The sequence below is a fragment of the Nocardioides oleivorans genome, from assembly GCF_004137255.1.
Taxonomy (GTDB): Bacteria; Actinomycetota; Actinomycetes; order Propionibacteriales; family Nocardioidaceae; genus Nocardioides; species Nocardioides oleivorans.
On record NZ_SDWT01000001.1, the window covers coordinates 1,499,820 to 1,525,057 of the forward strand.

Annotated in this window: 26 protein-coding genes; 13 read left to right on the plus strand and 13 right to left on the minus strand. The window is 72.1% G+C overall.

Features of this window, described 5'->3' with window-relative positions:
* Positions 1 to 25 precede the first annotated feature (25 nt).
* Positions 26 to 163 carry a hypothetical protein gene (locus tag EUA93_RS21530; RefSeq protein ID WP_165355087.1) on the minus strand — a complete coding sequence of 46 codons (138 nt, stop codon included), beginning with the start codon at positions 161 to 163 and terminating at the stop codon, positions 26 to 28.
* A 231-nt stretch (positions 164 to 394) separates the two neighbouring features.
* Between EUA93_RS21530 and EUA93_RS07185 the strand changes: the two genes are divergently transcribed.
* Both EUA93_RS07185 and EUA93_RS07190 read left to right on the plus strand, forming a co-directional pair.
* Complete coding sequence (locus EUA93_RS07185) at positions 395 to 1,228, plus strand: glycerophosphodiester phosphodiesterase family protein (protein WP_129399500.1); 834 nt, start codon at positions 395 to 397, stop codon at positions 1,226 to 1,228.
* A gap of 52 nt (positions 1,229 to 1,280) precedes the next feature.
* Positions 1,281 to 2,213, plus strand: a complete 933-nt coding sequence (locus tag EUA93_RS07190; protein ID WP_129399501.1) for a DUF5926 family protein — start codon at positions 1,281 to 1,283, stop codon at positions 2,211 to 2,213.
* Positions 2,214 to 2,340: 127 nt separating this feature from the next.
* Here EUA93_RS07190 and EUA93_RS07195 read toward each other — a convergent pair whose 3' ends face one another.
* The 7 genes from EUA93_RS07195 to EUA93_RS07225 all read right to left on the minus strand — a co-directional run bounded on the left by EUA93_RS07195 (position 2,341) and on the right by EUA93_RS07225 (position 8,941).
* Positions 2,341 to 3,372 carry an adenylate/guanylate cyclase domain-containing protein gene (locus EUA93_RS07195; protein WP_242497273.1) on the minus strand — a complete coding sequence of 344 codons (1,032 nt, stop codon included), beginning with the start codon at positions 3,370 to 3,372 and terminating at the stop codon, positions 2,341 to 2,343.
* Positions 3,373 to 3,377: 5 nt separating this feature from the next.
* The gene (locus EUA93_RS07200; protein WP_129399502.1) at positions 3,378 to 3,752 is read right to left on the minus strand and encodes a cyclic nucleotide-binding domain-containing protein; all 375 of its coding nucleotides are present in this window, start codon (positions 3,750 to 3,752) and stop codon (positions 3,378 to 3,380) included.
* A 69-nt stretch (positions 3,753 to 3,821) separates the two neighbouring features.
* Positions 3,822 to 5,048 (minus strand): arginine deiminase, encoded by a 1,227-nt coding sequence (locus EUA93_RS07205; protein ID WP_129399503.1) that lies wholly within the window; start codon positions 5,046 to 5,048, stop codon positions 3,822 to 3,824.
* A gap of 114 nt (positions 5,049 to 5,162) precedes the next feature.
* On the minus strand, positions 5,163 to 6,089 hold the full coding sequence (locus EUA93_RS07210) for a hypothetical protein (protein ID WP_129399504.1): 927 nt from the start codon (positions 6,087 to 6,089) through the stop codon (positions 5,163 to 5,165).
* A 166-nt stretch (positions 6,090 to 6,255) separates the two neighbouring features.
* Positions 6,256 to 7,407 (minus strand): GNAT family N-acetyltransferase, encoded by a 1,152-nt coding sequence (locus tag EUA93_RS07215; RefSeq protein WP_129399505.1) that lies wholly within the window; start codon positions 7,405 to 7,407, stop codon positions 6,256 to 6,258.
* Entirely contained in the window at positions 7,389 to 7,988 is a 600-nt protein-coding gene (locus EUA93_RS07220; RefSeq protein WP_242497274.1) for a TMEM165/GDT1 family protein, read from the minus strand. The genes EUA93_RS07215 and EUA93_RS07220 overlap by 19 nt, the downstream gene beginning before the upstream one ends.
* A gap of 107 nt (positions 7,989 to 8,095) precedes the next feature.
* A complete protein-coding gene (locus EUA93_RS07225) occupies positions 8,096 to 8,941 on the minus strand; it encodes a prephenate dehydratase (protein WP_129399506.1) in 846 nt (281 codons plus the stop codon).
* 69 nt (positions 8,942 to 9,010) lie between these two features.
* Between EUA93_RS07225 and EUA93_RS07230 the strand changes: the two genes are divergently transcribed.
* The 7 genes from EUA93_RS07230 (at position 9,011) to EUA93_RS07260 (ending at position 17,109) form a co-directional block, all read left to right on the plus strand.
* Positions 9,011 to 9,403: a DUF4446 family protein gene (locus EUA93_RS07230; RefSeq protein WP_129399507.1), complete on the plus strand. Its 393-nt coding sequence runs from the start codon at positions 9,011 to 9,013 to the stop codon at positions 9,401 to 9,403.
* A gap of 80 nt (positions 9,404 to 9,483) precedes the next feature.
* The gene (locus EUA93_RS07235) at positions 9,484 to 9,576 is read left to right on the plus strand and encodes a potassium-transporting ATPase subunit F (RefSeq protein WP_129399508.1); all 93 of its coding nucleotides are present in this window, start codon (positions 9,484 to 9,486) and stop codon (positions 9,574 to 9,576) included.
* Positions 9,573 to 11,228, plus strand: coding sequence for a potassium-transporting ATPase subunit KdpA (kdpA, locus tag EUA93_RS07240; RefSeq protein WP_129399509.1), 1,656 nt, complete (start codon positions 9,573 to 9,575; stop codon positions 11,226 to 11,228). Before EUA93_RS07235 ends, kdpA begins: the two co-directional genes overlap by 4 nt.
* The gene (gene kdpB / locus EUA93_RS07245) at positions 11,228 to 13,306 is read left to right on the plus strand and encodes a potassium-transporting ATPase subunit KdpB (protein ID WP_129399510.1); all 2,079 of its coding nucleotides are present in this window, start codon (positions 11,228 to 11,230) and stop codon (positions 13,304 to 13,306) included. Before kdpA ends, kdpB begins: the two co-directional genes overlap by 1 nt.
* Before the next feature lie 8 nt (positions 13,307 to 13,314).
* Entirely contained in the window at positions 13,315 to 13,911 is a 597-nt protein-coding gene (gene kdpC / locus EUA93_RS07250; protein ID WP_129399511.1) for a potassium-transporting ATPase subunit KdpC, read from the plus strand.
* Positions 13,912 to 13,915: 4 nt separating this feature from the next.
* On the plus strand, positions 13,916 to 16,417 hold the full coding sequence (locus EUA93_RS07255) for an ATP-binding protein (protein ID WP_129399512.1): 2,502 nt from the start codon (positions 13,916 to 13,918) through the stop codon (positions 16,415 to 16,417).
* A complete protein-coding gene (locus EUA93_RS07260; protein ID WP_129399513.1) occupies positions 16,414 to 17,109 on the plus strand; it encodes a response regulator in 696 nt (231 codons plus the stop codon). The genes EUA93_RS07255 and EUA93_RS07260 overlap by 4 nt, the downstream gene beginning before the upstream one ends.
* A 111-nt stretch (positions 17,110 to 17,220) precedes the next feature.
* Here EUA93_RS07260 and EUA93_RS07265 read toward each other — a convergent pair whose 3' ends face one another.
* On the minus strand, positions 17,221 to 18,753 hold the full coding sequence (locus EUA93_RS07265) for a bifunctional phosphatase PAP2/diacylglycerol kinase family protein (protein WP_242497276.1): 1,533 nt from the start codon (positions 18,751 to 18,753) through the stop codon (positions 17,221 to 17,223).
* Between the two features lie 101 nt (positions 18,754 to 18,854).
* Here EUA93_RS07265 and serS point away from each other — a divergent pair, with 101 nt between their 5' ends.
* From serS to EUA93_RS07285, 4 genes are all read left to right on the plus strand, one after another.
* Entirely contained in the window at positions 18,855 to 20,120 is a 1,266-nt protein-coding gene (gene serS, locus EUA93_RS07270) for a serine--tRNA ligase (protein WP_129399514.1), read from the plus strand.
* Positions 20,117 to 20,956, plus strand: coding sequence for an HAD family hydrolase (locus tag EUA93_RS07275; RefSeq protein ID WP_129399515.1), 840 nt, complete (start codon positions 20,117 to 20,119; stop codon positions 20,954 to 20,956). The genes serS and EUA93_RS07275 overlap by 4 nt, the downstream gene beginning before the upstream one ends.
* 1 nt (position 20,957) lies before the next feature.
* Complete coding sequence (locus EUA93_RS07280; protein ID WP_129399516.1) at positions 20,958 to 21,755, plus strand: HAD family hydrolase; 798 nt, start codon at positions 20,958 to 20,960, stop codon at positions 21,753 to 21,755.
* 69 nt (positions 21,756 to 21,824) lie between these two features.
* Positions 21,825 to 22,412: a hypothetical protein gene (locus EUA93_RS07285; protein WP_129399517.1), complete on the plus strand. Its 588-nt coding sequence runs from the start codon at positions 21,825 to 21,827 to the stop codon at positions 22,410 to 22,412.
* A gap of 44 nt (positions 22,413 to 22,456) precedes the next feature.
* On the opposite strand, the gene EUA93_RS07290 is transcribed toward EUA93_RS07285, so the two are convergent.
* From EUA93_RS07290 to mobA, 4 genes are all read right to left on the minus strand, one after another.
* A complete protein-coding gene (locus EUA93_RS07290; protein WP_129399518.1) occupies positions 22,457 to 23,092 on the minus strand; it encodes a bacterial proteasome activator family protein in 636 nt (211 codons plus the stop codon).
* Positions 23,093 to 23,279: 187 nt separating this feature from the next.
* Complete coding sequence (locus EUA93_RS07295; protein WP_242497277.1) at positions 23,280 to 24,248, minus strand: NAD(P)H-quinone oxidoreductase; 969 nt, start codon at positions 24,246 to 24,248, stop codon at positions 23,280 to 23,282.
* 4 nt (positions 24,249 to 24,252) lie between these two features.
* A complete protein-coding gene (locus EUA93_RS07300) occupies positions 24,253 to 24,576 on the minus strand; it encodes a DUF6457 domain-containing protein (protein WP_129399520.1) in 324 nt (107 codons plus the stop codon).
* 71 nt (positions 24,577 to 24,647) lie between these two features.
* Entirely contained in the window at positions 24,648 to 25,211 is a 564-nt protein-coding gene (gene mobA, locus EUA93_RS07305; protein ID WP_242497278.1) for a molybdenum cofactor guanylyltransferase, read from the minus strand.
* Between the last annotated feature and the right edge of the window lie 27 nt (positions 25,212 to 25,238).

A 25,238-nucleotide genomic window follows, 5' to 3' on the forward strand; every position in this document is an offset into this window, starting at 1 on the left:
TCTGTCGGGGGTCGTGAGCCGACGCTCAGCCGAAGGACGTGCCGGCGCGCGGCGACGCCGCGTTGCGCCCGGTGGTCCGTGCGCCTGCCGGCGGCCCGGCGGGCAGCGAAGCGGCGTCGACCCCGCCCAGCAGGCGGCGTACGGACAGCGTGACTGCACTCATGGAATCCCCATTCCCCACGTCAGGACCCGCAGCGTGACCCCCCACGCACCAGCACGGATGCCCTTGTTGCTGCCGAGGTTAACCACGAGTCCGTGGCCGCGGGGACCGAACGGCGTGGAATCCGTCGATCCGATCCGAAAGTAGGACGATAACCGCGCCCGTGGTCTGGACCACCGGCGCGCGCGTCGGACGTCCCCCGCAGCGGTGTGCGTGCGTGCCATGCTTTCTCGCATGCGTCGCACGCCGCGCCTCCGCCGCACCCGGGAGCGGCAGGGCGAGTCCCGCACCCGGCCCCAGGTCGTCGCGCACCGCGGGAGCAGCCACGACACCCCCGAGCACACGCTCGAGGCCTACGTGAAGGCGCTCGACGAGGGCTCGGAGGCGCTCGAGTGCGACGTGCGGTTGACCGCCGACGGGCACCTCGTGTGCGTCCACGACCGCGACCTGAGGCGTACGACGTCCACGATGGGGCTCGTGTCGACGATGAGCCTGGCCGAGCTCGACGAGCTCGACTTCGCCTCGTGGAAGAGCCCGTGGTCCGATCTCGACGACGAGGCCCCCGAGCGCGACCCGATGCAGGGCAAGGTGCTGACGCTGCGCAAGCTGCTCGAGACCGTCGCCGACTACGACCGGCACGTCGAGCTCGCGATCGAGACCAAGCACCCGACGAGGTACGGCGGGCTGGTCGAGCGGCGCCTGGTCGAGGCGCTCGACGAGGTCGGCTGGGCAGGGGCGGGCTCGCCGGCCCGGATCATGAGCTTCTCGGTCAACGCGATGAACCGCGTACGCCGCCTCGCGCCCGAGCTCGACATCGTGATGCTCGTCGACAAGGCCCACCACTGGCCGGTCCTGCGGCCCCTCGTCGCGGACGACTGGATCATCGGTCCCGGGGTCGAGGAGCTGCGCGACCACCCGGGCCTGGGCAAGCACCTGGTGAAGGCCGGCCGCGAGGTCCACGTGTGGACCGTGAACACCGCCGACGACCTGCAGGTCTGCCTCGACCTCGGCGTCACCGCCGTGATCACCGACCGCCCGAAGTTCATCCTCGACCTGCTCGACTCCTGAGCGCCGCTCGCGGAAGCCCGGTCGCGAGACCGGCCCGACTAGGGTTCGCCCCATGGCCAAGAAGTCCCGCAGCACGCAGACGTCCGCTTCCCGCACCGAGGGCGAGGTCGGACCCCGCCAGCCCTGCCCCTGTGGGTCGGGCAAGCGCTACAAGGCCTGCCACGGTGCGGCCGGTGGCGCCGCGCCCACCTTCGTGGCGCGCCCGTTCGAGGGCATGCCCGCCGAGTGCGACGTGATCGCGCTGCGCGAGCTGGTCCCGGCCGCGACCGCCCCGCTCACCCTCAAGGCCGGCGGCCCGAACGTCCGCCTCGCCACCCTGCTCCCGGGTGCCGCACCCGCGATGGTCCGCGACTCCGGGGACATCTGGCTCGGCCTCCAGGTCCAGCACTCCTACGGCAACCCGGCCCGCGACCTCGGAGCCGTCCTCGAGGCCGCGCTCGCCACCGAGGAGGCCGGCATCGTCGGGCTGATGAGCGCCCCCGGCGACGGCCCGAGCATCCAGGACCTGATCTCCGACACGAGCCTCGACATCACCGTCCACGACGGCTTCGAGTACTGGATCGACGACATCCCCGAGCGCGACGCCAGCATGGAGGCCGCCCTCGAGCAGGCCAACGGCGGCGTGATGCCGACCAGCCGGCTCACCTCGGTCGAGGCGGCGTACTGGACCAACGTCGGCACCAAGGAGCACCTGCGCTGGGTGATGCCGCACCCCGAGGACCAGCTGCTCGACGCGCTCGCCCGGCTGCACGCCGCCGGCCAGGACTCGGTGGCCGACGGCTCGCGCTTCGTGGGCATGTTCCGCGCCCACGGACTCCTGGCCCCGGTGTGGGACCTGCCCGTCGGGACGGGCGCCGAGGTGCTCGAGGAGCCGGCCGCGAGGTTCGCCTCCGACCTCGCCGAGGCGCTGCAGGGAGGCGACCTCTCGGCGGCCGAGCGGTCGGCCCGTGCGGGACTCGCCAACCGTCAGGTGACGATCCGGTAAGGGCCCTCCTACGGCTTGGCCACGTGTCGAACACAACCGGGCCAATGGTTGTGCGTGCGCTCACGAGCGGAGTAGATTCACTTTCGCCCGGTCGTTGTCGTTTCCCCCGTCGACAACGACCGGGCACTCACATTTCATGCGCCCTGACGCGCCAGGCCTCCAGATTCCTGAAGCCCTTGGCCGAGATCCGGCGCAGCCGGCGAAAGCGCCAGGCGGCCCCGTCCTGCTCCTCGGGCTCGCCGTCCTCGTCGCGCGCGACCAGGGCCTCGTGGACCCCGGCGTCGACCAGCACGGACCCCGGGCGCGCGGCCGAGGTCAGTCGGGAGGCCGCGTTGACGGTCGAGCCGAACACGTCTCCGAGACGTCGTACGACGGCACCGTGCGCGATGCCGACCCGCACCGCCGGGAAGGGGTCGTCCTCGTCGTCCCCCCGCGCGGTCAGCGCCAGCGCGATCTGGACGGCCGCGGCGGGATCGGCGACGGTGAAGAGCACCTCGTCGCCGATCGTCTTGATGACCTGACCGCCGTGGTCGACGACGAGCGTGGTCGTGTCCTGCTCGAAGCCGTCGACCCACGCCACGAGCTCGGCCCCGTCGAGGCGGCGGCTCTGCGCGGTGTAGCCGACGATGTCGACGAAGCAGACCGACGTCTCGGCCTCCCCGATCGTGATCGCGGCGCCGTCCTCGAGGAGGTGCTGGGAGGCGTTGGCGAGGTGGCGTCGCCAGACGTAGGTCTGGAGCGCCTCGACTCGTGGCAGCACGTCGGTGGCCAGCTCGGCCAGGTGGGTCGCCGGGTCGTCCGACTCGGCGGCGAGCCCCACCAGAAGCGAGGCCTGCCACTCCGCGAGCCGGGCATAGCTCCGGCCCCACGTGCGGACGAGCGCGGCCTGCTGCTCGGGCGGGAGGATGCCCATCCGCACCAGGTCGGAGGCCAGTCGCAGCGCCTCCACGTCGCTCTCGGCGAACGCCCGGTCCTCGTCGCTGTGGTGCGGGAAGCCGAGCTGGTGCCACAGCGCCATGGCGTCCTCGAGGGGTACGCCGGCGCGCGCGGCGACCTCGTGCTGGGTCAGGCCGGGTGCCTCGCCCAGGAGGAAGGCCTCCATCGCCTCGGCGACCTCGGCGGGGACCTCCAGCGGGGGCGTCGCCTCCTCCGCGCTCATGCCGATCAGCCGCCGGCGGCGCGTCCGGCCGCGGCCGCGCGCAGGGCCGCACCGAAGGCCGGGACCTCGTCGACGAGCTCCGCGAGCCGCTCGCTGGTGAAGTGGACGACCCGGAGCGGGGTGAGGGCCACGACCGTGGCCGAGCGCAGCGTCCTGTTGACGATCGCGGCCTCGCCGACCACGGAGCCGGCGCCGAGGGTGGCGACCTCGACGCCGCCCTTGCGGACCGACACCTCGCCCTCGGTGATCAGGTAGGCCTTGTCGGCGGGGGTGCTCTCGGCGATCGGCGACCAGCCCTGCGGCAGGGTCAGCGCCCGGCCGGCCGCGATCACGCGCTCGGCGTCGGCCGGGCTCAGGGCATCCAGAATGGACTCAGTCATGCCTGCTCAACGAGTCACGCACCGGGACGTGACGGACTTTCGGTCAACAGTCGTGCACTGAGTCGCGGATCACTCCGCGTGGAGCGGCTCGCGCGAGATCGGGCAGCTCATGCAGCGCGGCCCGCCGCGACCCGAGCCGAGCTCGGAACCGGCGATCCGGACGACCTCAATGCCGGCGTCCTCGAGCCGGTCGTTGGTCTCGTCGTTGCGCTCGTAGGCGACCGCCACCCGCGGTGCGAGGGCCAGGGTGTTGTTGCCGTCGTCCCACTGCTCGCGCTCGGCGGTGACCGGGTCGAGGCCGGTGTCGATCTGGTGCAGCGTGTCGATCTGCATCGCCTTGGCCGCGGCGACCAGGAAGGGCTCCGAGCCGCTGACCTCGAGCTCGAGGTCGGCCTCGTCGTCGCCGCTGCCCGACATCGTGACCGTCACCGCCCGGAGGTTGTCGGCGACGTTGGGGTACATCACGACCTTGTCGACGTCGACCATCGTGCAGACGGTGTCGAGGTGCATCGTGGCGCGCTCCTGCGCGATCGGCACGGCCAGCACGGTGTGGGCGAGGCCCGCGTGGAAGACCTGGCGGGCGAGCCGCTCCACGCCGGCGGGGGTCGTACGCTCCCCGACGCCGACCGCGATCACGCCGGGCGCGAGGAGCAGCACGTCGCCGCCCTCGACGTGCTCGTTGTGCCAGCCGTGGATCTTGCGGGTGCCGGCGAAGCGCGGGTGCTCGGTGTAGATCAGCTCGGTCAGCTGGGTCTCTCGCTTGCGCGCCGGCATGGCGAGGCTGGTGACGGCGACGCGGTCGCGCACCCACACGCTGGAGTCGCGCGTGAAGAGCAGGTTCGGCAGCGGGTCGACGAGGAAGTCGTGGGGGTCGAGCAGGCTGGTGACCAGGCCGTGGCCGCCCTTGACCTCGTCGTTGCGGATGCCCGAGGTCAGCACGTCGGTGAGCTCGGCCGGGGAGAGGTCCTTGAGCGCGGTCGCGAGGTAGCGGCGCATCGTGTCGCCGAGGTGCAGGCCCGAGAGCGCGCTCGTGATCGCGTGGTTGCGGGCGAGCTCGCTGTCGAGGGTCTCGGTGAGCAGGTCGGTGAGGTAGAGCACCTCCACTCCGCGGTTGCGCAGCGTCTCGGCGAACGCGTCGTGCTCCTCCTGCGCCCGGCTGACCCACGGGATCCCGTCGAAGAGGAGGCGGTCGTTGTTGCGGGGCGTGAGCCGCTTCAGCTCGTTGCCGGGCCGGTGGAGCATGACGGTCGCCAGCCGGCCGACCTCGCTGTCCGCGCCGTGGGGAGTCTGTGCCATGGCGCGACTCTAGTGCGTCCGACCGCGGGGACACGTGTCCGAGATGTCGCCCTCGAACCTCGCCCCGAGGGGCAGGATCGCGGACACGTGTGGAGGACGGGTCGGGGTACGGCGTCAGGCGGCGTCGGCGAACCCGGGGAAGTGCGGACGCCAGTCGTCGAGCAGCCGCAGTGGGACACCCGGCATGCCACGCGCGAGCAGCACCCGGTGCACGCGGCGCAGGGTCCGGAGCGGGTCCTTGTAGATGCCTGCGGAGATGACGACGACCAGGCGCCAGTCCTCGTCGTCCATGTCGGCGCGACGCTCGAGGTCGTCCTCCCACGTCGCGATGACCTCGATGTGGACCTTGCCGTTGTACTCGACCGCCACCTTCACGACGGGGTAGCTGAGGTCGTACTTGCGGATCAGCTCGCCAGCGTCGTCGCGGACCTCGAGGTTGACGGCCGGCTCCGGGAGTCCGGCGAGGACGAGAAGCATGCGCAGCCTGCTCTCCATCGGCGAGTCGGCGCCCCGGCGCACGAACGCTGCGGCGGCCATCGCCTTGCGACGGTCGCGGTGACGGCTCTTCGTGCACGCGCTGACCAGCTGCTCGGGCGTGACGCCCCGGCGTCGGACCAGCCAGTCGCCCACCACGACCAGGTCGACGAGCGTGAGCTGTCCACTGAGCTCGATGAACATGGGGATGTCGCCCGACACGCGCATGCCCTTCTCGACCACCACCCCTGCTGGGTCGCCCACGTGGCAGCGGACCCCGCGGTGGTGCCGCCGCAGCTTCTGGTGGGGGACGCTGACGTGCTCGTCGGCGATGGTCGGAATCGGGCAGCCCTTCACCCGCGCGGCCGACACGTGGCTGGCCCACGCCGCCTCGCACTGGAGCACCAGTGCGCCGCGCACCCGCTGGAGCGGCGTGGGAGGGGTCGTCGAGGCGACCAGGACGTTGCGGAACAGCCGCCGGTAGCCGGGGCCGCGCATGGTCTTCTCGGTGAGACCGTGCTCGAGACCCTCGGCACGCAGGAACGGTCGGGTCGGGTCGAACGCCATGGCGTCAGGGTCGACGATCGGACGGCGTGCTCGCTCGCGTCCTCCACAGGCCAGCCCAGCGGCGTACACGTGTCCGAGAAGCTGCCCTCGCAGGTGGCTCTCGAGGGCAAGAACGCGGACACGTGTGGGCCTGGCGCGCCGGGCGGGCGACGCACGACGTACGACGTCAGGGCTGGGTCGCGCGCCAGTCGTCGCGTAGGAGGGCGTACTCGTAGGAGCTGGTCCACTGGCCCTTGGACCAGAAGTCGCCGACCCGGTGCACCTCGCGGCGCATCCCGAGGCGCTCGCAGAGGGCGGCGGAGCGGTCGTTGCGGGTGTCGAGGTTGGCCACGATCCGCCGGAGGCCGTAGTGCTCGAAGCCGAGCCCGAGCACGGCCTGCGCGGCCTCGGTGGCATAGCCGCGACCGCCCTGGTCGGGGAGGATCGTCCACCCGATCTCGCCCTCGCTGAGGCCGGTGCCCTGGAGGTGGAGCATGGAGTCGCCGACCACTGTCCCGTCGTGCGTGACGACCGCGAGGCCGACGAACCTCCCGTCGCCGGGCTCCATCCGGCGCCGCACCATGTCGACGACCTCGGCCCGGTTCTGCGGGCGGGTCAGCAGCAGGCTGGTCCACTCCTCCGAGGCCCAGGCCCCGACGAACGCGTCGGCGTCACCCGGCTCGAACGGGCGCAGCAGCAGCCGCTCGGTCCGCAGCGGCCAGACCGGTGGGACGGGGGTGAGGAACTCCGCGCGCGGGTGGTCGACCCACGTCTCGCGCAGCGTGGGCTGGCCGAAGCGGAGCCGGTCGTACGCCGTCATCGGCAGGAGCAGCGAGTCGAGCCCGGCGACGGCGATCACGCCGTCGATGGCCTCGCCGAGCATCCCGCGGCCGACGCCGTCGTGGGGGTCGTGGCGCAGCAGGTCGACGGCGGCAGCGGCCTCGGCGACGCGCTCGAGCAGCTGCTTGATCCGGACGGGCGTCACCTCGCGGAGGGCGACGTACTGCCCGTTGAGGTAGTGCACCCACTTCTGCTCGCCGGTCTCGGCGTCGCCCTCCCAGAACGCGACGAACCAGTCGTGGAGGCGGTCGGTGCCGCCCGCGACGTCGGCGAGCGAGGCGTGCGTGGCGGGGACCATCGGCGTCCCGTCGCCGAGGACGTACGACGGCAGCGGCAGGAGGCCGGCCAGCATCGCGTCGAGCGCCTCGGGCGTGGCCGCGACGAAGTGTGCGCGGACGTAGGCGTCGTCCTCGGCCGTCATGGGGTGGTCGCCGTTGACCGCGACGAAGCGGTCGTGGACGGCCATCTCGACCGGGCTCCTCAGCGTGTCATCTCCCACAGGGTCAAGCCTGCCATCAGGACGCAGACCGCCGCACCCACGTAGTGGAGGACCGCGAGCCGCACGTGCTGGAGCAGCACCCGGCCGACGACGACCGCGAGGCCGGAGACCGCGAGGAGGGCACCCCACGAGCCGAGGAAGACCGACACCGGGTCGTCGTACTTGGCGACGAGGGAGATCGTCAGCAGCTGCGACAGGTCGCCCCACTCGGCCGCGAAGAGCACGAGGAACGAGGTGACGACGACGCGGAAGCCCTGCGCGGTGGAGCGAGCGGCGTACTCGTCCTCCTGCTCGGACTCGTCGTCGTCGGACGTGCGGGCCTCGCGGAAGAGGATGATCGCGCCGATGACGAACATCGCCGCGGCGACGCCGTGGATCAGGTCGGCGGGGAGGAACGACGCCGCCTTGCCGACGCCGACCGCCACGGCGGTCTGGACGAGGAAGGCCAGCGCGACGCCGAGCCAGACGAGCAGCGGACGCATCCGCGTCGACATCACGAGCGTGGCGATGAACGTCTTGTCCGGCAGCTCGACGACGAAGATGGCTCCGAACGCCAGGGCCACGACGAGGGGATCGATCACCGGCTGAGCATGCCACCTGGCCCGGAGTCACCGGATATCCGGTGACTCCCCCGGTTGTCGGCCCAGATCTGGGTGACGAACCGGGAGACTCGGGTGCGAAGCACGTCCTAGGCGCCGCGGAACGGGTCGGCCGGGTAGACGCCGAGGACCTTCACCTCGGTGGTGAAGAACGCGAGCTCCTCGAGCGCGTTGCGCACGCCCACGTCGTCGGGGTGGCCGTCGACCTCGGCGAGGAACTGGGTGGCGGTGAAGTGCCCGCCGACCATGTAGCTCTCGAGCTTGGTCATGTTGACCCCGTTGGTCGCGAAGCCGCCGAGCGCCTTGTAGAGCGCGGCCGGCAGGTTGCGGACGTTGAAGATGAAGGTCGTCACGACCGGTCCGTTGCCGGCCGGCGCCTGCTCGAAGTCACGGGAGAGGACGACGAAGCGGGTGGTGTTGTGGTCCTCGTCCTCGACGTCGTCGCGGAGGATCTCGAGGCCGTAGATCTCGGCCGCCAGGGGAGGGGCGAGGGCGGCCTGCGTCGGGTCGCCGCTCTCGGCCACCTCGCGCGCGGCGCCGGCGGTGTCGCCGGCGACGACCGGTGTCAGGCCGAGCTCGCGGATGACGCCCCGGCACTGGCCGAGGGCGTGGACGTGGCTGTGCACCGTGCGGAGCGACCCGACGCCCGCGCCGGGGAGCGCCATCAGCGCGAAGCGGATCCGCAGGAAGCGCTCGCCGACGATCTTGAGCGACGAGGTCGGCAGGAAGTGGTGGATGTCGGCGACCCGACCCGCGATCGAGTTGTCGATCGGGATCATCGCGAGGTCGGCGTCACCGTTCTCGACGGCTGCGAAGGTGTCCTCGAAGGACGCGCACGGCATCGGTTCCCAGTCGGGGTAGGCCTCCTGGCAGATCAGGTGCCCGTTGGCCCCGGGCTCGCCCTGGTAGGCGATGCGGCGCCTGTCGTCGTTCACGTCCGGGAGTCTTCCACGCGCGGCCGTGTCCGACCGGCCGTGACCAGTCGCCGAACATAGGGTCGCCCCATGCTCGATGTGGTCGCCGTCGCCCTTGCCGCTGTCGCGTGCGTCCTCGCTGCGCTCGCCCTCCGTCGTACGACGACTCGCGCGGGCGGCGCGGACGTCGAGGCGCTGCCCGAGGACGTCCACGGCCTGCGGCAGGAGGTCGCGGCCCTCAAGGCCGAGAACCGCGACGCGCTGCGGCACCTCTCGGTCGTGCGCTACGACGCGTTCGGCGACGTGGGCGGGCACCTCAGCTGGAGCCTCGCCGTGCTCGACGACGCCGGCCACGGCGTCGTGCTGACCTCCATCCACGGCCGCAGCGAGGCCCGGACCTACGCCAAGTCGGTGTCGTCGTGGACCTGCGAGCAGCAGCTCTCGCCGGAGGAGGAGGAGGCGATCGAGCACGCCCGCCCCTGACGCGACAAGCCTGCGTCAACGGGCGCTAAGACCGCGTCAAGACCGGGTCCGGGTGCGCCGACGAGGGTGACGGTGGGGGCATGTCCCTCTCCAGCAGCCTGCTCGTGGTCGCGGTGGTCGTCATCGCGCTCTACGTCCTTGCAGCCCTCGTCTTCCCGGAGCGCTTCGAGTGAGCGACACGACCTCCGGACTCCTCACCATCGCCGTCCTCGTCGCCCTGCTCGCAGCGGCGTACGTCCCCCTCGGCGACTACATGGCGCGGGTCTTCACCAGCACCCGCCACCTGCGCGTCGAGCGCCTCGTCTACCGGCTGAGCGGGGTCGATCCCACCGCCGAGCAGGGCGCGCGGTCCTACGCCACCAGCGTCGTCGGCTTCAGCCTCGTCAGCGTCGTCGTCCTGATGGCGGTCCTGCTCGGCCAGGCGGCGCTGCCCATGAGCCGCGACCTGCCCGGCATGCCGTGGTGGATGTCGTTCAACACCGCCGTCTCCTTCGTCACCAACACCAACTGGCAGTCCTACGCCGGCGAGTCGACGCTCGGCTTCACCGCCCAGATGGCGGGGCTGGCGGTCCAGAACTTCCTGTCGGCCGCCGTCGGCATCGCGATCGCGGTCGCACTGATCCGCAGCTTCGTCCGCTCGCGCAGCGGCACGCTCGGCAACTTCTGGGTCGACCTGACCCGCGCGACCGTCCGGATCCTGCTGCCGCTGTCGTTCGTCGCGGCCCTGCTGCTCGTCGCGGGCGGGGTGGTGCAGAGCTTCACCGACACCACGATCACCACGCTCGCCGGCCACTCGCAGGTGCTCACCGGTGGACCGGTCGCGAGCCAGGAGGCGATCAAGGAGCTCGGCAACAACGGCGGTGGCTTCTTCAACGCCAACTCCGCGCACCCCTTCGAGAACCCGACGGCGATCACCAACTTCCTCGAGGTGTTCCTGATCCTCGTGCTCCCGGTGGCGCTCACCCGCACCCTCGGGACCATGCTCGGCAACCGCCGTCAGGGCCTCGCCGTCCTCTCGGTGATGGGCCTGCTCTGGACGGTGTCGCTGGTCGTCACGACCTGGGCCGAGGTGGGGGCACACTCCGTCGCCGGCCGGGCAGCGGGCGCCGCGATGGAGGGCAAGGAGACCCGCTTCGGCGAGTGGGCGTCGGCGCTCTTCGCGGTCGCCACGACCGGTACGTCGACGGGCGCCGTCAACGCCTCCCACGACTCGCTCACCCCCGCCGGCGGCGGCACGGTGCTGGTCAACATGATGCTGGGCGAGATCGTCCCCGGCGGCGTCGGCGCGGGCATCTACGGCATCCTCGTGATGGCCATCCTCACCGTCTTCGTGGCCGGCCTGATGGTCGGCCGGACGCCCGAGCTGCTGGGCAAGAAGATCAGCGCGAAGCAGATGACCTACGTCGCGCTCTACACGCTCACCACCCCCGCCCTCGTCCTCGTCGGCACCGGCGCGGCGATCGCCCGCGGCAGCACGGCCGAGGCGATGGGCAACCCGGGCGGCCACGGCTTCAGCGAGGTGCTCTACGCCTACACGTCGGCGGCCAACAACAACGGCAGCGCGTTCGGCGGGATCACCGTGACCTCGGACTTCTTCCAGATCACCCTCGGCCTGGCGATGCTGCTCGGCCGGCTGCTGCCGATCGTCCTGGTCCTGCTGCTCGCGGGCTCGCTCGCCGAGCAGGGCAAGGTGCCCGCCACGGCCGGCACGCTCCCCACCCACACACCCCTCTTCGTCGGGATGCTGGTCGGCGTCATCGTGATCATGACCGGCCTCACCTACTTCCCGGCGCTCGCCCTCGGACCGATCGCAGAGGCCCTCTGATGAAACTCACCCCACGACGTTCTTCTCCTCCGCTGCGCTCCCCCGAACAACGCCGCGGGGACCCCGAGTCTCCGACCATCTGGTCGCTCAGCGCACACCAGCTGCCCGAGGCCGTCCGCAAGCTCGACCCGCGCCACATGTGGCGCTCGCCCGTGATGTTCCTGGTGCTGCTCGGCTCGGTCGTGACCACGGTCGCGGCGGTCGGCGACCCGAGCGTCTTCACCGTCTCGATCGCCGCGTGGCTCTGGCTGACCGTGCTCTTCGGCAACCTCGCCGAGGCGGTGGCCGAAGGTCGCGGGAAGGCCCAGGCCGCCTCGCTGCGCGCCACCCGCACCGACACCGTGGCCCGGCTCCTCGCCGACGACGGCACCGAGTCCCGGGTCGCGGCGACCCAGCTGAAGGTCGGCGACCGGGTGATGGTCGAGGCGGGCGAGGTCGTGCCCGGCGACGGCGACATCGTCGAGGGCATCGCCTCGGTCGACGAGTCGGCCATCACCGGCGAGTCCGCCCCGGTCATCCGGGAGGCCGGCGGCGACCGGTCGGCGGTGACAGGTGGGACGCGCGTCCTGTCCGACCGGATCGTCGTACGCATCACCGCGGCGGCCGGCGAGACCTTCCTCGACAAGATGATCGCGCTGGTCGAGGGCACCTCGCGCCGCAAGACCCCCAACGAGATCGCGCTCTCGATCCTGCTCGCCAGCCTGACCCTCGTCTTCCTCGCCGCGGTCGCGACGCTCGCGCCGATGGCGACGTACGCCGGTGCGCCGCAGGACCTCGTCGTCCTCGTCGCACTGCTGGTCTGCCTCATCCCCACGACGATCGGCGCATTGCTCTCGGCGATCGGCATCGCCGGCATGGACCGGTTGGTGCGGGTCAACGTGCTCGCCATGTCCGGCCGAGCGGTCGAGGCCGCAGGCGACGTCAGCACCCTGCTGCTCGACAAGACCGGCACGATCACCTACGGCAACCGCCAGGCCAGCCGCTTCGTCGCGGCTCCCGGCGTCGGCGACGACGAGCTGCGCGACACGGCCAGGCTCTCCAGCCTCGCCGACCAGACCCCCGAGGGGAGGTCGGTCGTCGAGCTCGCCCTCACGCAGGGCGCCGACGACCGCCTCCTCCCGGGCGACGCGACCTTCGTCGAGTTCACCGCGCAGACCCGGATGTCCGGCGTCGACCTGGCCGACGGCACCCAGGTCCGCAAGGGCGCCGGCTCCGCGATCGCCGCGTGGCTGGGCGTCGAGCAGCCGCCCGAGGTGCGCGAGATCGTCGAGCAGATCTCCCGCGAGGGGGGTACGCCGCTGGTGATCGGCCGCAAGGACGCGGCCGGGTCGGGTGCCGTGCTCGGCGTGATCCACCTCAAGGACGTCGTGAAGGACGGCATGGCCGAGCGGTTCGCCGAGCTGCGCTCGATGGGCATCCGCACGGTGATGATCACCGGCGACAACGCGCTCACCGCGCAGGCGATCGCCGCGGAGGCGGGGGTCGACGACTTCCTGGCCGAGGCGACGCCCGAGGACAAGATGGCCTACATCCAGCGCGAGCAGGCGGGCGGCCGGCTCGTCGCGATGACCGGCGACGGCACGAACGACGCCCCCGCCCTGGCCGCGGCCGACGTCGGCGTCGCGATGAACAGCGGCACCGCCGCCGCCAAGGAGGCCGGCAACATGGTCGACCTCGACTCCGACCCGACGAAGCTCATCGACATCGTCGAGATCGGCAAGCAGCTGCTCATCACCCGCGGCGCGCTGACGACCTTCTCCATCGCCAACGACGTCGCGAAGTACTTCGCGATCATCCCGGCGATGTTCGTCACCGCCTACCCCTCGCTCGACCGGCTCAACGTGATGGGCCTGTCGTCGCCGCAGTCCGCGATCCTCTCGGCGGTCGTCTTCAACGCCCTCGTGATCGTCGCGCTCATCCCACTGGCCCTGCGCGGGGTGCGCTTCCGGGCGGCGTCCGCGACGTCCGTGCTGCGCCGCAACATCCTGGTCTTCGGCCTCGGCGGCATCGTCGTGCCGTTCGTCGGGATCAAGCTCATCGACCTGCTCGTCTCCACCCTCCCCGGCTTCAGCTCCTGAGAAAGGCGATGACCATGTTCTCCGACCTCGCCCGCCAGTCCCTAGCCTCGCTGCGTCTCCTGCTCGCCATGACTGTCCTGCTCGGCGTCGGCTACCCCGCCGCGGTGTGGGCCGCCGGCCAGCCGTTCGGCGACCGCGCCTCCGGCCAACCCGTCAGCCTCGAGGGCCAGGTCGTCGGCTCCCGCCTGATCGGCCAGCAGTTCGACGGCGATGAGTGGTTCCACTCCCGTCCCTCGCCGAACGACCACGACACCCTCGCCTCGGCCCCGAGCAACCTCGGCCCCAGCAACCCGGACCTCGTCGCGGCCATCGCCGAACGTCGTGCGGAGGTCGCGGCGCGCGAGGGCGTCGAGCCCGGCGACGTACCCCCCGACGCGCTGACCGGCTCGGGCTCCGGCCTCGACCCGCACATCTCGCCGGCCTACGCCCGGCTCCAGGTCGCCCGGGTGGCCGGGGCGAACGGGCTGTCCGTGGCCGTCGTGGAGGGCCTCGTCGCGGATGCCACCCAGGGTCGAGGTCTGGGCTTCCTCGGTGAGCCGGGCGTCAACGTGCTCGAGCTCAACCTCGCCGTCTCTGCTGCTGCTTCCGGTCCAGGTGGAGACTGATCCCGTGGAGAGAGGACGGCTGCGGGTCTACCTGGGCGCCGCGCCCGGCGTCGGCAAGACCTACGCCATGCTCGACGAGGGCCACCGGCGCCTCGAGCGCGGCACCGACCTCGTCGTCGGGTACGTCGAGACGCACGGGCGCGCGAAGACCGAGCAGGCCGTCTCGGGCCTGGAGGTCGTGCCGCGGCGCACCCTCGAGCACGGCGGCACCCACCACGAGGAGATGGACCTCGAGGCCATCCTCGAGCGCCGGCCCGAGGTGGTGCTGGTCGACGAGCTCGCGCACACCAACGTGCCCGGCAGCGCGCACGCGAAGCGGTGGCAGGACGTCGAGACGCTGCGCGACGCCGGCATCGAGGTCGTCACCACGATCAACATCCAGCACCTCGAGTCGCTCAACGACGTGACCGAGCAGGTCACCGGCGTCCGGCAGCGCGAGACGGTGCCCGACCACGTCGTGCGCTCGGCCGACCAGATCGAGCTGGTCGACATGAGCCCGCAGTCGCTGCGCCGCCGGATGGCGCACGGCAACGTCTACGCCGCCGACAAGATCGACGCCGCGCTGTCGCGCTACTTCCGCGAGGGCAACCTCACCGCGCTGCGCGAGCTCGCCCTGCTGTGGCTGGCCGACCGGGTCGACGAGGGGCTGGAGCGCTACCGCGACCAGCACGAGATCGACTCGACGTGGGCGACGCGCGAGCGCATCGTCGTACCCGTCAGCGGTGGTCCGGAGTCCTCGACGCTCATGCGCCGGGCCGCACGGATCGCGAGCCGGCGGTCGGGTGGCGAGTGGCAGGCGTTGTACGTCACCCGGCAGGACGGGCTGCGCGGCATCGCGCCCGACGGGCTGGCCGCGCTCGGCGCCAAGGCCGACGAGCTCGGCGGCAGCTTCCACACCGTCGTCGGCGACGACCCGGCCGACGCGATCCTCGCGTTCGCGCGGGCGGAGAACGCGACCCAGGTGGTGATCGGCGCGAGCCGGCGGGGCCGCGTCTCGACGGTCCTGCGACCCGGGGTCGGCGAGCGGGTGGTCGCGGGCTCGGGCGACATCGACGTGCACATCGTCTCGCACGACCACGCGCGCCAGTCGTCGATGCGGCCGCCCGCCGACAACCTCGGCGCCCGTCGTCGAGCGGTCGGGTTCGCCTTCGGGGTCGCTGTGCCGGTCGGGCTCAGCGCCCTGCTGTACGCCACCCAGGACCTGCACGGCCTGCCCATCGAGGCGATGTCGCTGATGATGGTCGTGGTGGCGACCGCGCTGATCGGCGGGCTCGTGCCGGCGGTGCTCTCGGCGCTGGTGAGCGCGCTGCTGCTCAACTACCTGTTCACGCCACCGCTCTACACGCTGACGATCGCCGAGCCGGAGAACGTCGTCACGATCTCGATCTTCGTCGCCGTCGGCATCGCGGTCGCCACGGTCGTCGACAATGCCGCCCGCCGGACCGCGGAGGCCCGGGCTGCGCGGTCGGAGGCCGATGCGCTGACCGTGCTCGCCCACTCGCTGCTGACCTCCACCGACGACCTGCCCGGCCTGCTGTCGTCGGCCTGCCGGCTCTTCAACGCGGACGGCGCGGCCGTGCTGCGCCGGTCGTCGTCGGCCGAGGAGACCGTCGTCGTGGCGAGCTGCGGCTCCCCGCCGCCCTCGGTGGACAAGGCCGACATGTCCGCCGCGATCGACGACCGGTCGACCCTGGTGCTCGCCGGCTCGACCCTGCCCGCCACCCAGCGCGGGCTGCTCAACGCGTACGCCGCCTACGCCAAGGTGATGGACGAGCGACGCCTCGCCACCGTCGCCGAGGTCGAGCGGCTGCGGCTGACCGAGCTCGACCGCACGCGCACCGCCCTGCTCCAGGCCGTCTCCCACGACCTGCGCAACCCGCTCGCCGCAGTGAAGGTGTCGGTCGACAGCCTGCGCAGCACCGACGTCGTGTGGTCCGACGAGGACCGCGGCGAGCTGCTCGCCACCATCGAGGAGTCGACCGACCGGCTCATCGCGCTCGTGGGCAACCTGCTCGACATGAGCAGGATCAGCACCGGCTCGGTGAGCGTGGTGCTGCGCGAGGTCGGGCTCGCCGACGCCGTGCGCACCAGCCTCGCGCCGCTCGACGGTGGCTCGCGGGTGGAGGTCGACGTGGACCCCTCGCTGGTCGTGAGGGCCGATGCCGGGCTGCTGGACCGGGTGCTGGCCAACATCTGCGAGAACGCGCTCAAGTACACCCCCGCCTCCGCCGACGTCCGCGTCGACGCGGTCGCCGACGGCCAGCGGGTCGTCGTACGCATCGCGGACTCGGGGCCCGGGGTCGCCGACCAGGACCGGGACCGGATCTTCGCGCCCTTCCAGCGCTTCGGCGACGTGCCGCAGCAGGACGGCGTCGGGCTCGGGCTCGCCGTGGCGCGCGGCCTGACCGAGGCGATGGGTGGCACGATCGCGACCGAGGAGACGCCCGGCGGTGGGCTGACGTTCGTGCTGGAGCTGGAGGGCTGTGCGGTGGAGGGGGCCACGTGACCTTCGTGCTGGTGGTCGACGACGACCCGGCGATGCGGCGCACGCTGACGATCAACCTCCGCGCGCGCGACTACGAGGTGGAGACAGCCGGCGACGGTCGGTCGGCGCTGCAGGTCGTCGACGAGCGGATGCCCGACGTGGTGCTGCTCGACCTCGGCCTGCCCGACCTCGACGGCGTCTCGGTGCTCGCGCAGCTGCGGTCGTTCACCCAGGTCCCGGTGATCGTGGTGTCGGCGCGCACCGAGTCCGACGACAAGGTGGAGGCGCTCGACCTCGGCGCCGACGACTACATCACCAAGCCGTTCTCGATCGAGGAGCTGCTCGCCCGGATCCGGGTGACCGTCCGACGGGCCGGCCGCGAGGAGCCCGACCTCGTCGTCGAGGTCGATGGCCTCCGCCTCGACCTCACCGACTCGCGCGCGACCCGGGACGGGGCGGAGGTGCACCTGACGCCGACCGAGTGGCGCATCGTCGACGTGCTCGCCCGCCGCCGCGGCCGCCTGGTCCGCCAGGCCGAGCTCCTGCGCGAGGTGTGGGGTCCGGCGTACGACACCCAGACCAACTACCTCCGCGTCCACATGGCCAGCATCCGGCGCAAGCTCGAGGCCGACCCCGGCCGTCCGGCCGTCTTCCTCACCGAGCCGGGGATGGGCTACCGCTTCGCCGCCGACCCCGCTGTAACGCCGGGTTAGTGCTTGTACCCACCCCCCTGCAGCAGGGTGGGTACAGCAGGTAACCCGGCGTTACAGCGGGAGTGCGGCGACGGTTGCAGCGCGGAGTGCGGCGACGGAAGGAAGGGTGGGTCAGCGGGGGACGCGGACCAGGAGCCGCCCGTGGACGCACTCCATCCAGAGCTCGCGGCCCTCGCCGATGGAGTCGCCGTCGAGCTGGCGCGGGGTGTCGGAGGAGGCCTTGACCCGCACGCGGGATCCGGTGCGCCGGTCGAGCGTCTCGTCGACGACGGTGCTCTTGCGCAGCACGCGCGAGGCCACCGTGATCCACGACAGGAACTGCCGCGGATGGATGATCACGACGTCCAGGATGCCGTCGTCGATCGTCGCGTCGGGCAGCAGCGGCATGCCGGCCTGGAGGAAGCCGACGTTGCCGACGACGACCGTGCGGGCACGGTGGGTGGTGGGCTCCTGGTCGTCGATCTGGATCTCGATCCGCACGGCCGGGAACATCAGCGACTTCAGCGCCGAGACGACGTAGGCCACCCAGCCGATCCGCTTCTTGATGTCCTCGTTGACGCCCTCCATGATCGCGGCGTCGAAGCCCATGCCGGCCATCACCATGAAGTGGGTGTCCTCGATGCCGTCACCGCCGACCTCGACCAGGTCGATCGCCCGGTCCTGGCCGTTGAGGGCGACGTCGATCGCCGAGCGGAGGTAGAGCGGGATGTCGAGGTTGCGGGCCAGCAGGTTGCCGGTGCCGGCCGGGATGATGCCGACCGGGATGCCGGTGCCCGCGAGCTCGGCGCAGACCTCGCGCACGGTGCCGTCGCCGCCGCAGACCATCACCAGGTCGGCGCCGGAGACCGCGGCCTGCTCGGCCATGCCGGTGCCCGGGTCCTCGACCGTCGTGTACTGCCAGGTCGGCTCGGACCAGCCCGACTCCTTGGCCATCGAGCCCACGATCGCGCGGAACTGGCCGACGTCCTCGACCTTCACCGGGTTGAGGATCACCGCGAGCCGCTTCTCCGAGGCGTAGACCTCCGGCAGCGGCTCCGCCTTCGCCGCGGTCGAGCGCGGGCGGGGGTCGACGAAGGCGAGCACGAGGAGGAACACCGCGATCGCCATCAGCGAGCCGCCGATGACGTCGGTCGGGTAGTGCCGCCCGAGGAGCAGCCGGTCGAAGCACACGAGGAGCCACCACGCGACCACGACCGTGACGCCGAGCCGGCGCAGGCTCGTGCGCCGGACGAACAGCACCAGCAGCATGACGAGGATGCACGCGTACGCCGCCACGGCCGAGGCGTGGCCCGACGGGAAGCTGTAGTTCTCGTGCAGGCCCAGGGTGTCCTGCCAGCTCGGCCGGTCGCGGCCCAGCCAGAGCTTGGTCCCGGTGGTCGCCAGCGAGACCGCGGCCATCACGACCACCGTCAGCAGCGCCGCCCAGCGCTGCCGTCGTACGACCAGCACGAGGGCCAGCAGGATCGTCAGGATCGTCATCCCGATGGTGCCGAAGGCGACCTCGATGACGCGCAGCACGTCGACGAGCGCGGCGTAGCCGTCGGCCCAGTCCTCGAGGCGCCGGCCGTTGACGTCGAACGAGTCGAGCGGCGCCCGGTCGCGCGTCACCATGAACGCGAGGGCGCCGAACAGAACGGCGGCCACGGCAGCCCACGTGAGGCAGCGGTTCCGGGAGGCGGGGGTCACCGGTGAAGTATGCCCAAACCGATGCGAGAACCCGAGTCCTCGACGGCTAGCCTTCAGTCATGATCGACCCTCGCCTGCTCCGTGACGACCCCGACCGCGTGCGCGCCGCCCAGGCCAAGCGTCGGCTGTCCGACGACGTGGTCGACCGGGCGCTCGAGGCCGACTCCGCGCGACGCCAGGCGATCGCCGACTTCGAGTCCAGGCGGGCCGAGCAGAAGGCCAGCGGCGCCCTCGTCGCCAAGGCGCAGGGCGAGGAGAAGCAGTCCCTGCTCGCCCAGGTGAAGGAGCTCGCCGCCGGCGTCAAGGAGGCCGAGGCCGCGCGCATCGCCGCCGAGGCCGCCTGGGACGAGGCGATGAAGGCGATCCCCAACATCGCCGACGACGCGGCACCGGCGGGCCTCGAGGACGACTACACCGTCATCGAGCAGGTCGGCACGCCGCGCGAGTTCGACTTCGAGCCGCGCGACCACGTCGAGCTCGGCCAGATGCTCGGCGCCTTCGACCTCGAGCGCGGCGCCAAGGTGTCGGGCTCGCGCTTCTACTTCCTCACCGGCGTCGGTGCTCAGCTGCAGCTCGCGCTGGTCAACATGGCGATGGACCAGGCGCGCGCCGCCGGGTTCGTCCAGACCGCGGCGCCGTCCCTGGTCCGCCCGCGCGCGATGGAGGGCACCGGCTTCCTCGGCCAGGCCGCCGACGACGTCTACCGCATCGAGGGCGAGGACCTCTACCTCGTGGGCACCTCGGAGGTGCCGATGGCGGCCTTCCACTCCGACGAGATCCTCGACGCCGCCCAGCTGCCGCTGCGCTACGCCGCCTTCAGCCCGTGCTTCCGCAAGGAGGCCGGCTCGCACGGCAAGGACACCCGCGGGATCTGGCGCGTGCACTGGTTCGACAAGGTCGAGATGTTCGTCTACACGACCGTCGAGGAGTCCTACGCCGAGCACCAGCGCCTCCTTGCGTGGGAGAAGGAGTTCCTCGACAAGCTCGAGCTCTGCTACCGCGTGATCGACACCGCGGCCGGCGACCTCGGCCTGAGCGCGTCGCGCAAGTTCGACTGCGAGGCGTGGATCCCGACCCGCAACGGGTGGGGCGAGCTGACCTCCACCTCCAACTGCACCGAGTTCCAGGCCCGGCGCCTCGACATCCGCACCCGGGGCGAGCACGGCACCACGCCGGTCGCGACCCTCAACGGCACCCTCACCGCGGTCACCCGCGCGATCGTGGCGATCCTCGAGACCCACCAGAACGAGGACGGCTCGGTCACCGTGCCGCAGGCCCTCCGCCCGTACCTGGGCGGCCTCGAGGTCCTGAAGCCGATCGCATGACGGACTGGCTCCCCAGGATCGTCGCGCTCGACATCGACGGCACCCTGCTCAAGTGGGTCGACGGGCAGACCGAGGACTACGAGACCATCACCGCGCCGGTGCTCGACGCCGTGCACCGCGCGCTCGACGCGGGCGCGCACATCGTGCTGTCCAGCGGCCGCTCGCCGCACGGCATGACCCGGATCGCCGACCTGCTGGGCCTTCCCCGTGAGGGCACGGACCGGCTCTGGATCGTCGCCTCCAACGGTGCCGTCGTCTTCCGCTACCCGCCGATCGAGGTCGTCCACGAGGAGACCTTCGACGCCGCACCCGCCGTGGCCGCGGTCCTGGAGCACCACCCCCGGGCACTCGTCGCCGTCGAGGAGAGGGGTGTCGGTGGCTACCGCGTCAACCGGGTCTTCCCCGAGGGCGAGATCTCCGGCGAGCAGATCATCACCGAGGTCGACGACATCGTCGGCGAGCCGGTCAGCCGCGTGATCATCCGCGACCCCGAGGCCACCGCCGACGACTTCATCGAGCTCGCGGCGCGCCTCGGCCTCCACGGCACCGACTACGTCGTCGGCTGGACGGCCTGGATGGACCTGTCCCCGGTCGGCGTCTCGAAGGCCTCGGGCCTCGAGCACGTGTGCCGCGAGCTCGGTCTCGGCGCGTCCGACGTGCTCGCGATCGGCGACGGCCGCAACGACATCGAGATGCTCCGCTGGGCCGGTCGTGGCGTGGCGATGGGGCAGTCGGTCGACGCCGTCAAGGAGGCCGCCGACTTCGTGACCGACTCGGTCGTCGACGAGGGTGCGGCCGTCGAGATGTCGCGATGGTTCCCCGCTCCCCGGGCCTGACGTGACCGCTCCGCGCCTGGTCGCCACCGACCTCGACGGGACGCTCCTCGACCCGTCCGGGCAGGTGTCCGCGCGGACCCGGGCCGTGCTCGACGAGCTCGACACGCGTGGCGTACCCGTCGTGTTCACCACCGGCCGTCCGGTGCGGTGGATGGTCGACCTGTGGGACGCCGTCGGCGGGCACGGGCTGGCGATCTGCAGCAACGGCGGGATCGTGTACGACGTCGCGGCGCGGCGGGTGCGCGACTTCAGCGCGGTGCCGCGCGAGGTGGGCATGGAGCTCGCCGAGCGGGTGCGTGCCGCGGTCCCCGGGACCACCTTCGGGGTCGAGCACACCTCGGGCTGGGCGAGCGAGGTCGACTTCCCGACGCACCCGGACGACCGCGACTCCGAGCAGGGTCCGTGGGAGTCGATCTGGCGCGACGACGTCGTCAAGGTGCTCGCCGTGCACCGCGAGCTCGACGCCGAGGACTTCTGGAAGCGCGTCGACGACGCCGTCGGCGACCTCGTCACCACGACGTGGTCCTCGACCTTCGCGCTGGTCGAGATCAGCGCCGCCGGCGTCACCAAGGCCACGACCCTCGACTCGCTCGCGGCCGAGATGGACGTCTCGGCGGCCGACGTCGTCGCATTCGGGGACATGCCCAACGACCTGCCGATGCTCGCGTGGGCCGGGACGTCCTACGCGATGGCCAACGCCCACCCCTCCGTGCTCGACCTGGCCGACCACGTGGCGCCCGGCAACGACGAGGACGGCGTGGCGGCCGTGCTCGCGGAGCTCTTTTCGCTCTCCGGTTGACTGCCGCCTCGGCACTGCTCGCCGCGGGGGCTCGCATTCCAGGCGGTCCGGCTGGTTAGGCTGGCCCGCATGTCCGCCGCGCTGTCCCGACCCCTGCGCATCGCCGCTGCGATGCTGCTCGCGAGCCTCGGGCTGGCCGTCACCGCCGGCTCCCCGGCGAGCGCCGCGGGACCCTGCACCCCGGGGCCGCTGCAGGAACAGGTCGACCAGGCCGCGGCGATCTTCATCGGCAAGGTCGACACGGTCTCGACCGCCGGCAGCACGACGACGTACGGCATCACGGCGTCACGCGCCTACAAGGGAACCCCGGAGCGCTCGACCCAGGTCGAGACCCTCGACCGCCCCCAGGCGTGCGGACTGGTCGACCTGAAGGTCGGCAACGACTACGTGTTCTTCGCCACCGGCGACGTCGCGCCCTACTCGGCCGACCGCCGTGGTGGCACCGGCACCGCCAACCCGACCAAGGTCACCAAGATCGAGGCGATCCTCGGTGCGGGCACCTCGGTCGAGCCCCCGCCGCCGCCCACCGCCGAGCTCACCAAGGTCGAGGACTCGCCGCCGCGCGGGCTCGCCCGGCTCGCGGCTCCCGGGGCCGCTGCCGCGATCATCGGCCTGCTCGGCCTCGTCGTCGTACGACGTCTCGCGCGCCGCTCCTAGGTCGCGTCTCCCCGGTCACCGGGCGGGCGGACTACCCGGATCGGTCAGAGGTACATGCCGCCGGTCGGGCCCTGGCCCGTGTCGCCGCCCGGCTGCGGCATGCCGGGCTGCCCGGGCTGCTCGGGCTGGCCGCCCTGGCCCATCGGGAGGGCGCGGCGCATCTGCTCGAGCTGGGCGCGCGAGGCGACCTGCTGGGCGTAGATCGCGGTCTGGATGCCGTGGAAGAGGCCCTCGAGCCAGCCGACGAGCTGGGCCTGGGCAATCCGGAGCTCGCCCTCCGACGGCGTGCCCTCCTCCGTGAACGGGAGCGAGAGCCGCTCGAGCTCCTCGACGAGCTCAGGGGCCAGGCCGGTCTCGAGCTCCTTGATCGAGGCGGCGTGGATCTCCTTGAGGCGCTGGCGGCTGGCCTCGTCGAGCGGCGCGGCCTTCACCTCCTCGAGGAGCTGGCGGATCATGCTGCCGATCCGCATGACCTTCGCCGGCTGCTCGACGAGCTCGGTGATGTGGCGCTCGCCCTCGTGCTCGTCGTCGTCCCCGGCGGCCTGGGTCATGGCCGGGAGGGCGCTCGCCGGGATGGTCCCGATCGGCTGGCCGTCGGGCCCGACGACCACCACCATGTCCTCGCCCTGACCCGGGCTGTCGGTGCTCGCTGCGGACTGGTCGGGCTGCTGCTCGGTCATGCCACGACCCTATCCGGGCGTCTCAATGGCCTCGGGGCGGTGCGTGAGCCACATCCGACTGCGCGAGAATGTCGCTCACTCACCGCCCGACCGGCGTGTCGCGCGACCCCGCCGCAAGAGCGGTGCGTGAGCCACATCCGACGGCGCGGGAATGTCGCTCACTCACCGCCAGACCGGCGTGGCGAGGTCAGAGCGTCAGGACGAACTTCCCCGCGTGCCCGCCGGCCTCCATGGCCTCGTGGGCGCGGCCGACCTCGGCGAGCGGCATCGTCGCCTCGACGATCGGCCTGACGCTCCCGGCGGCGACGAGGGGCCAGACGTTCTCGACCACGCCGCAGCAGATGGCGGCCTTCTCGGCGAGCGGCCGGGCGCGGAGCGAGGTCGCGGTGACCGAGGCGCGCTTGCGGAGCAGGGCGTTGATGTCGAGCTCGCCCTTGGCGCCGCCCTGCATCCCGATGATCACGAGCCGGCCACCGGTGGCGAGGGCGGAGACGTTGCGGGGGAGGTACTTCGCCCCCATGTTGTCGAGGATGACGTCGGCGCCGCCGGCCTCCTCCAGCACCTCGACGAAGTCCTCGTCGCGATAGCTGATCGCCCGGGTGGCGCCGAGGGAGAGGCAGAGGTCGAGCTTCTCGGCAGACCCGGCGGTGGTGAAGACCTCGGCGCCGAGGGTGGACGCGAGCTGGATCGCCATCGTGCCGATGCCGCCGGCACCGCCGTGCACGAGGAACCGCTCGCCCTTGGTCAGGTGCGCGGTCATGAAGACGTTGGACCACACGGTTGTCGCGACCTCGGGCAGCGCCGCCGCCTCCACGAGCGAGAGGCCCGCGGGGATCGGCATGACCTGACCGACCGGCACGGCCACCTTCTCGGCGTACCCGCCACCGGCGAGCAGCGCGCACACCTCGTCGCCGACCTTCCAGCCCTCGACGCCGTCGCCGAGCTCGGCGATCCGGCCGCTGCACTCGAGCCCGATGATGTCGGAGGCGCCGGGCGGCGGCGGGTAGAGGCCCATCCGCTGCAGGGTGTCGGCGCGGTTGACGGCCGTCGCGGCGACGTCGATCAGCACCTCGCCGGCGGCCGGGCGCGGGTCGTCGACCTCGCCGATGGACAGGACTTCAGGGCCACCGTCGGCGGTGGTCACGACAGCGCGCAAGGGATCAGTCCTCGTAGAGATCGGCGGAGTGGTCGACCGAAGAGTCGTCCGGTACCTCATCGTCCACGTCGACCGGATCGGCCGCGTCGGCGGGTCGGTCCCAGCTCTCCGCGAGCTGCTGGGCCCGCGCGGCGAGCCGCTCCACCGCTTCCGGGTTGGCGGCGCCGGCACCGGCGGCGACACCCAGGAGGTAGGCCGTGATGGGGGCGGCGGTCTTCTGCACGTTGTCGGCGACCGTCTTGGCCAGGTCGAGGACAAGCCCCTCGTCGACCTCTGCCTCGACGTCGAGCACGTCGCTCAGCTCATCGATCCAGTCGTGGAGGTTCACCCCGCCAATGTCTCGCACCCGGCCGCCCGCGGGCAAGCGACCCGGGTCGGACCGCGCGCGTCCGGAACCTGCTACGAACCCGGGCCCAGGTCCCGCAGGTCGGTCCAGGTGTCGACGTCCATCGCCTCGTCGCCGTTCGAGGAGACCGCCGCCAGGTCGAGCGGCTCGAGCAGCCGACGGAGCGCCATCCCGTGCTGCCCCTCGAGACCGGGGCGTACGTCGCCCAGCCGGCGCGCGTCGAGCACACCGGCGAGCTGGCGCCGACCATCGGCGTCGTGGAGGAACGCCCCGTCCCGGCCGGCGGCCGCGTCACGCAGCCGTCGCATCGTCGTCGCGGTGACGCGCGGCATGTCGACGGCCAGGACGCCGATCAGGTCGGGGCAGAGCAGCAGCGCGTCGACCCCGGTGAGGAGCCCGGCGACCGGTCCGCCTCGCGGAGGGTCCTCGCACACGGTGGTCACCGGACGCTCGGTGCGCACCGCCTCGGGCGCGACGACGACCACCTCGTCGGCGTCGACGTACGCATCGATCGCGTGGGCGAGCAGGGTCCGTCCGTCGAGCTCGACGCTCGCCTTGTCGACCCCGTCCATCCGCACCGCGGTGCCGCCGGCGAGGACGATGCCGCAGAAGGTCACCGCCCCATCCTTGCAGCGGTCCTACGC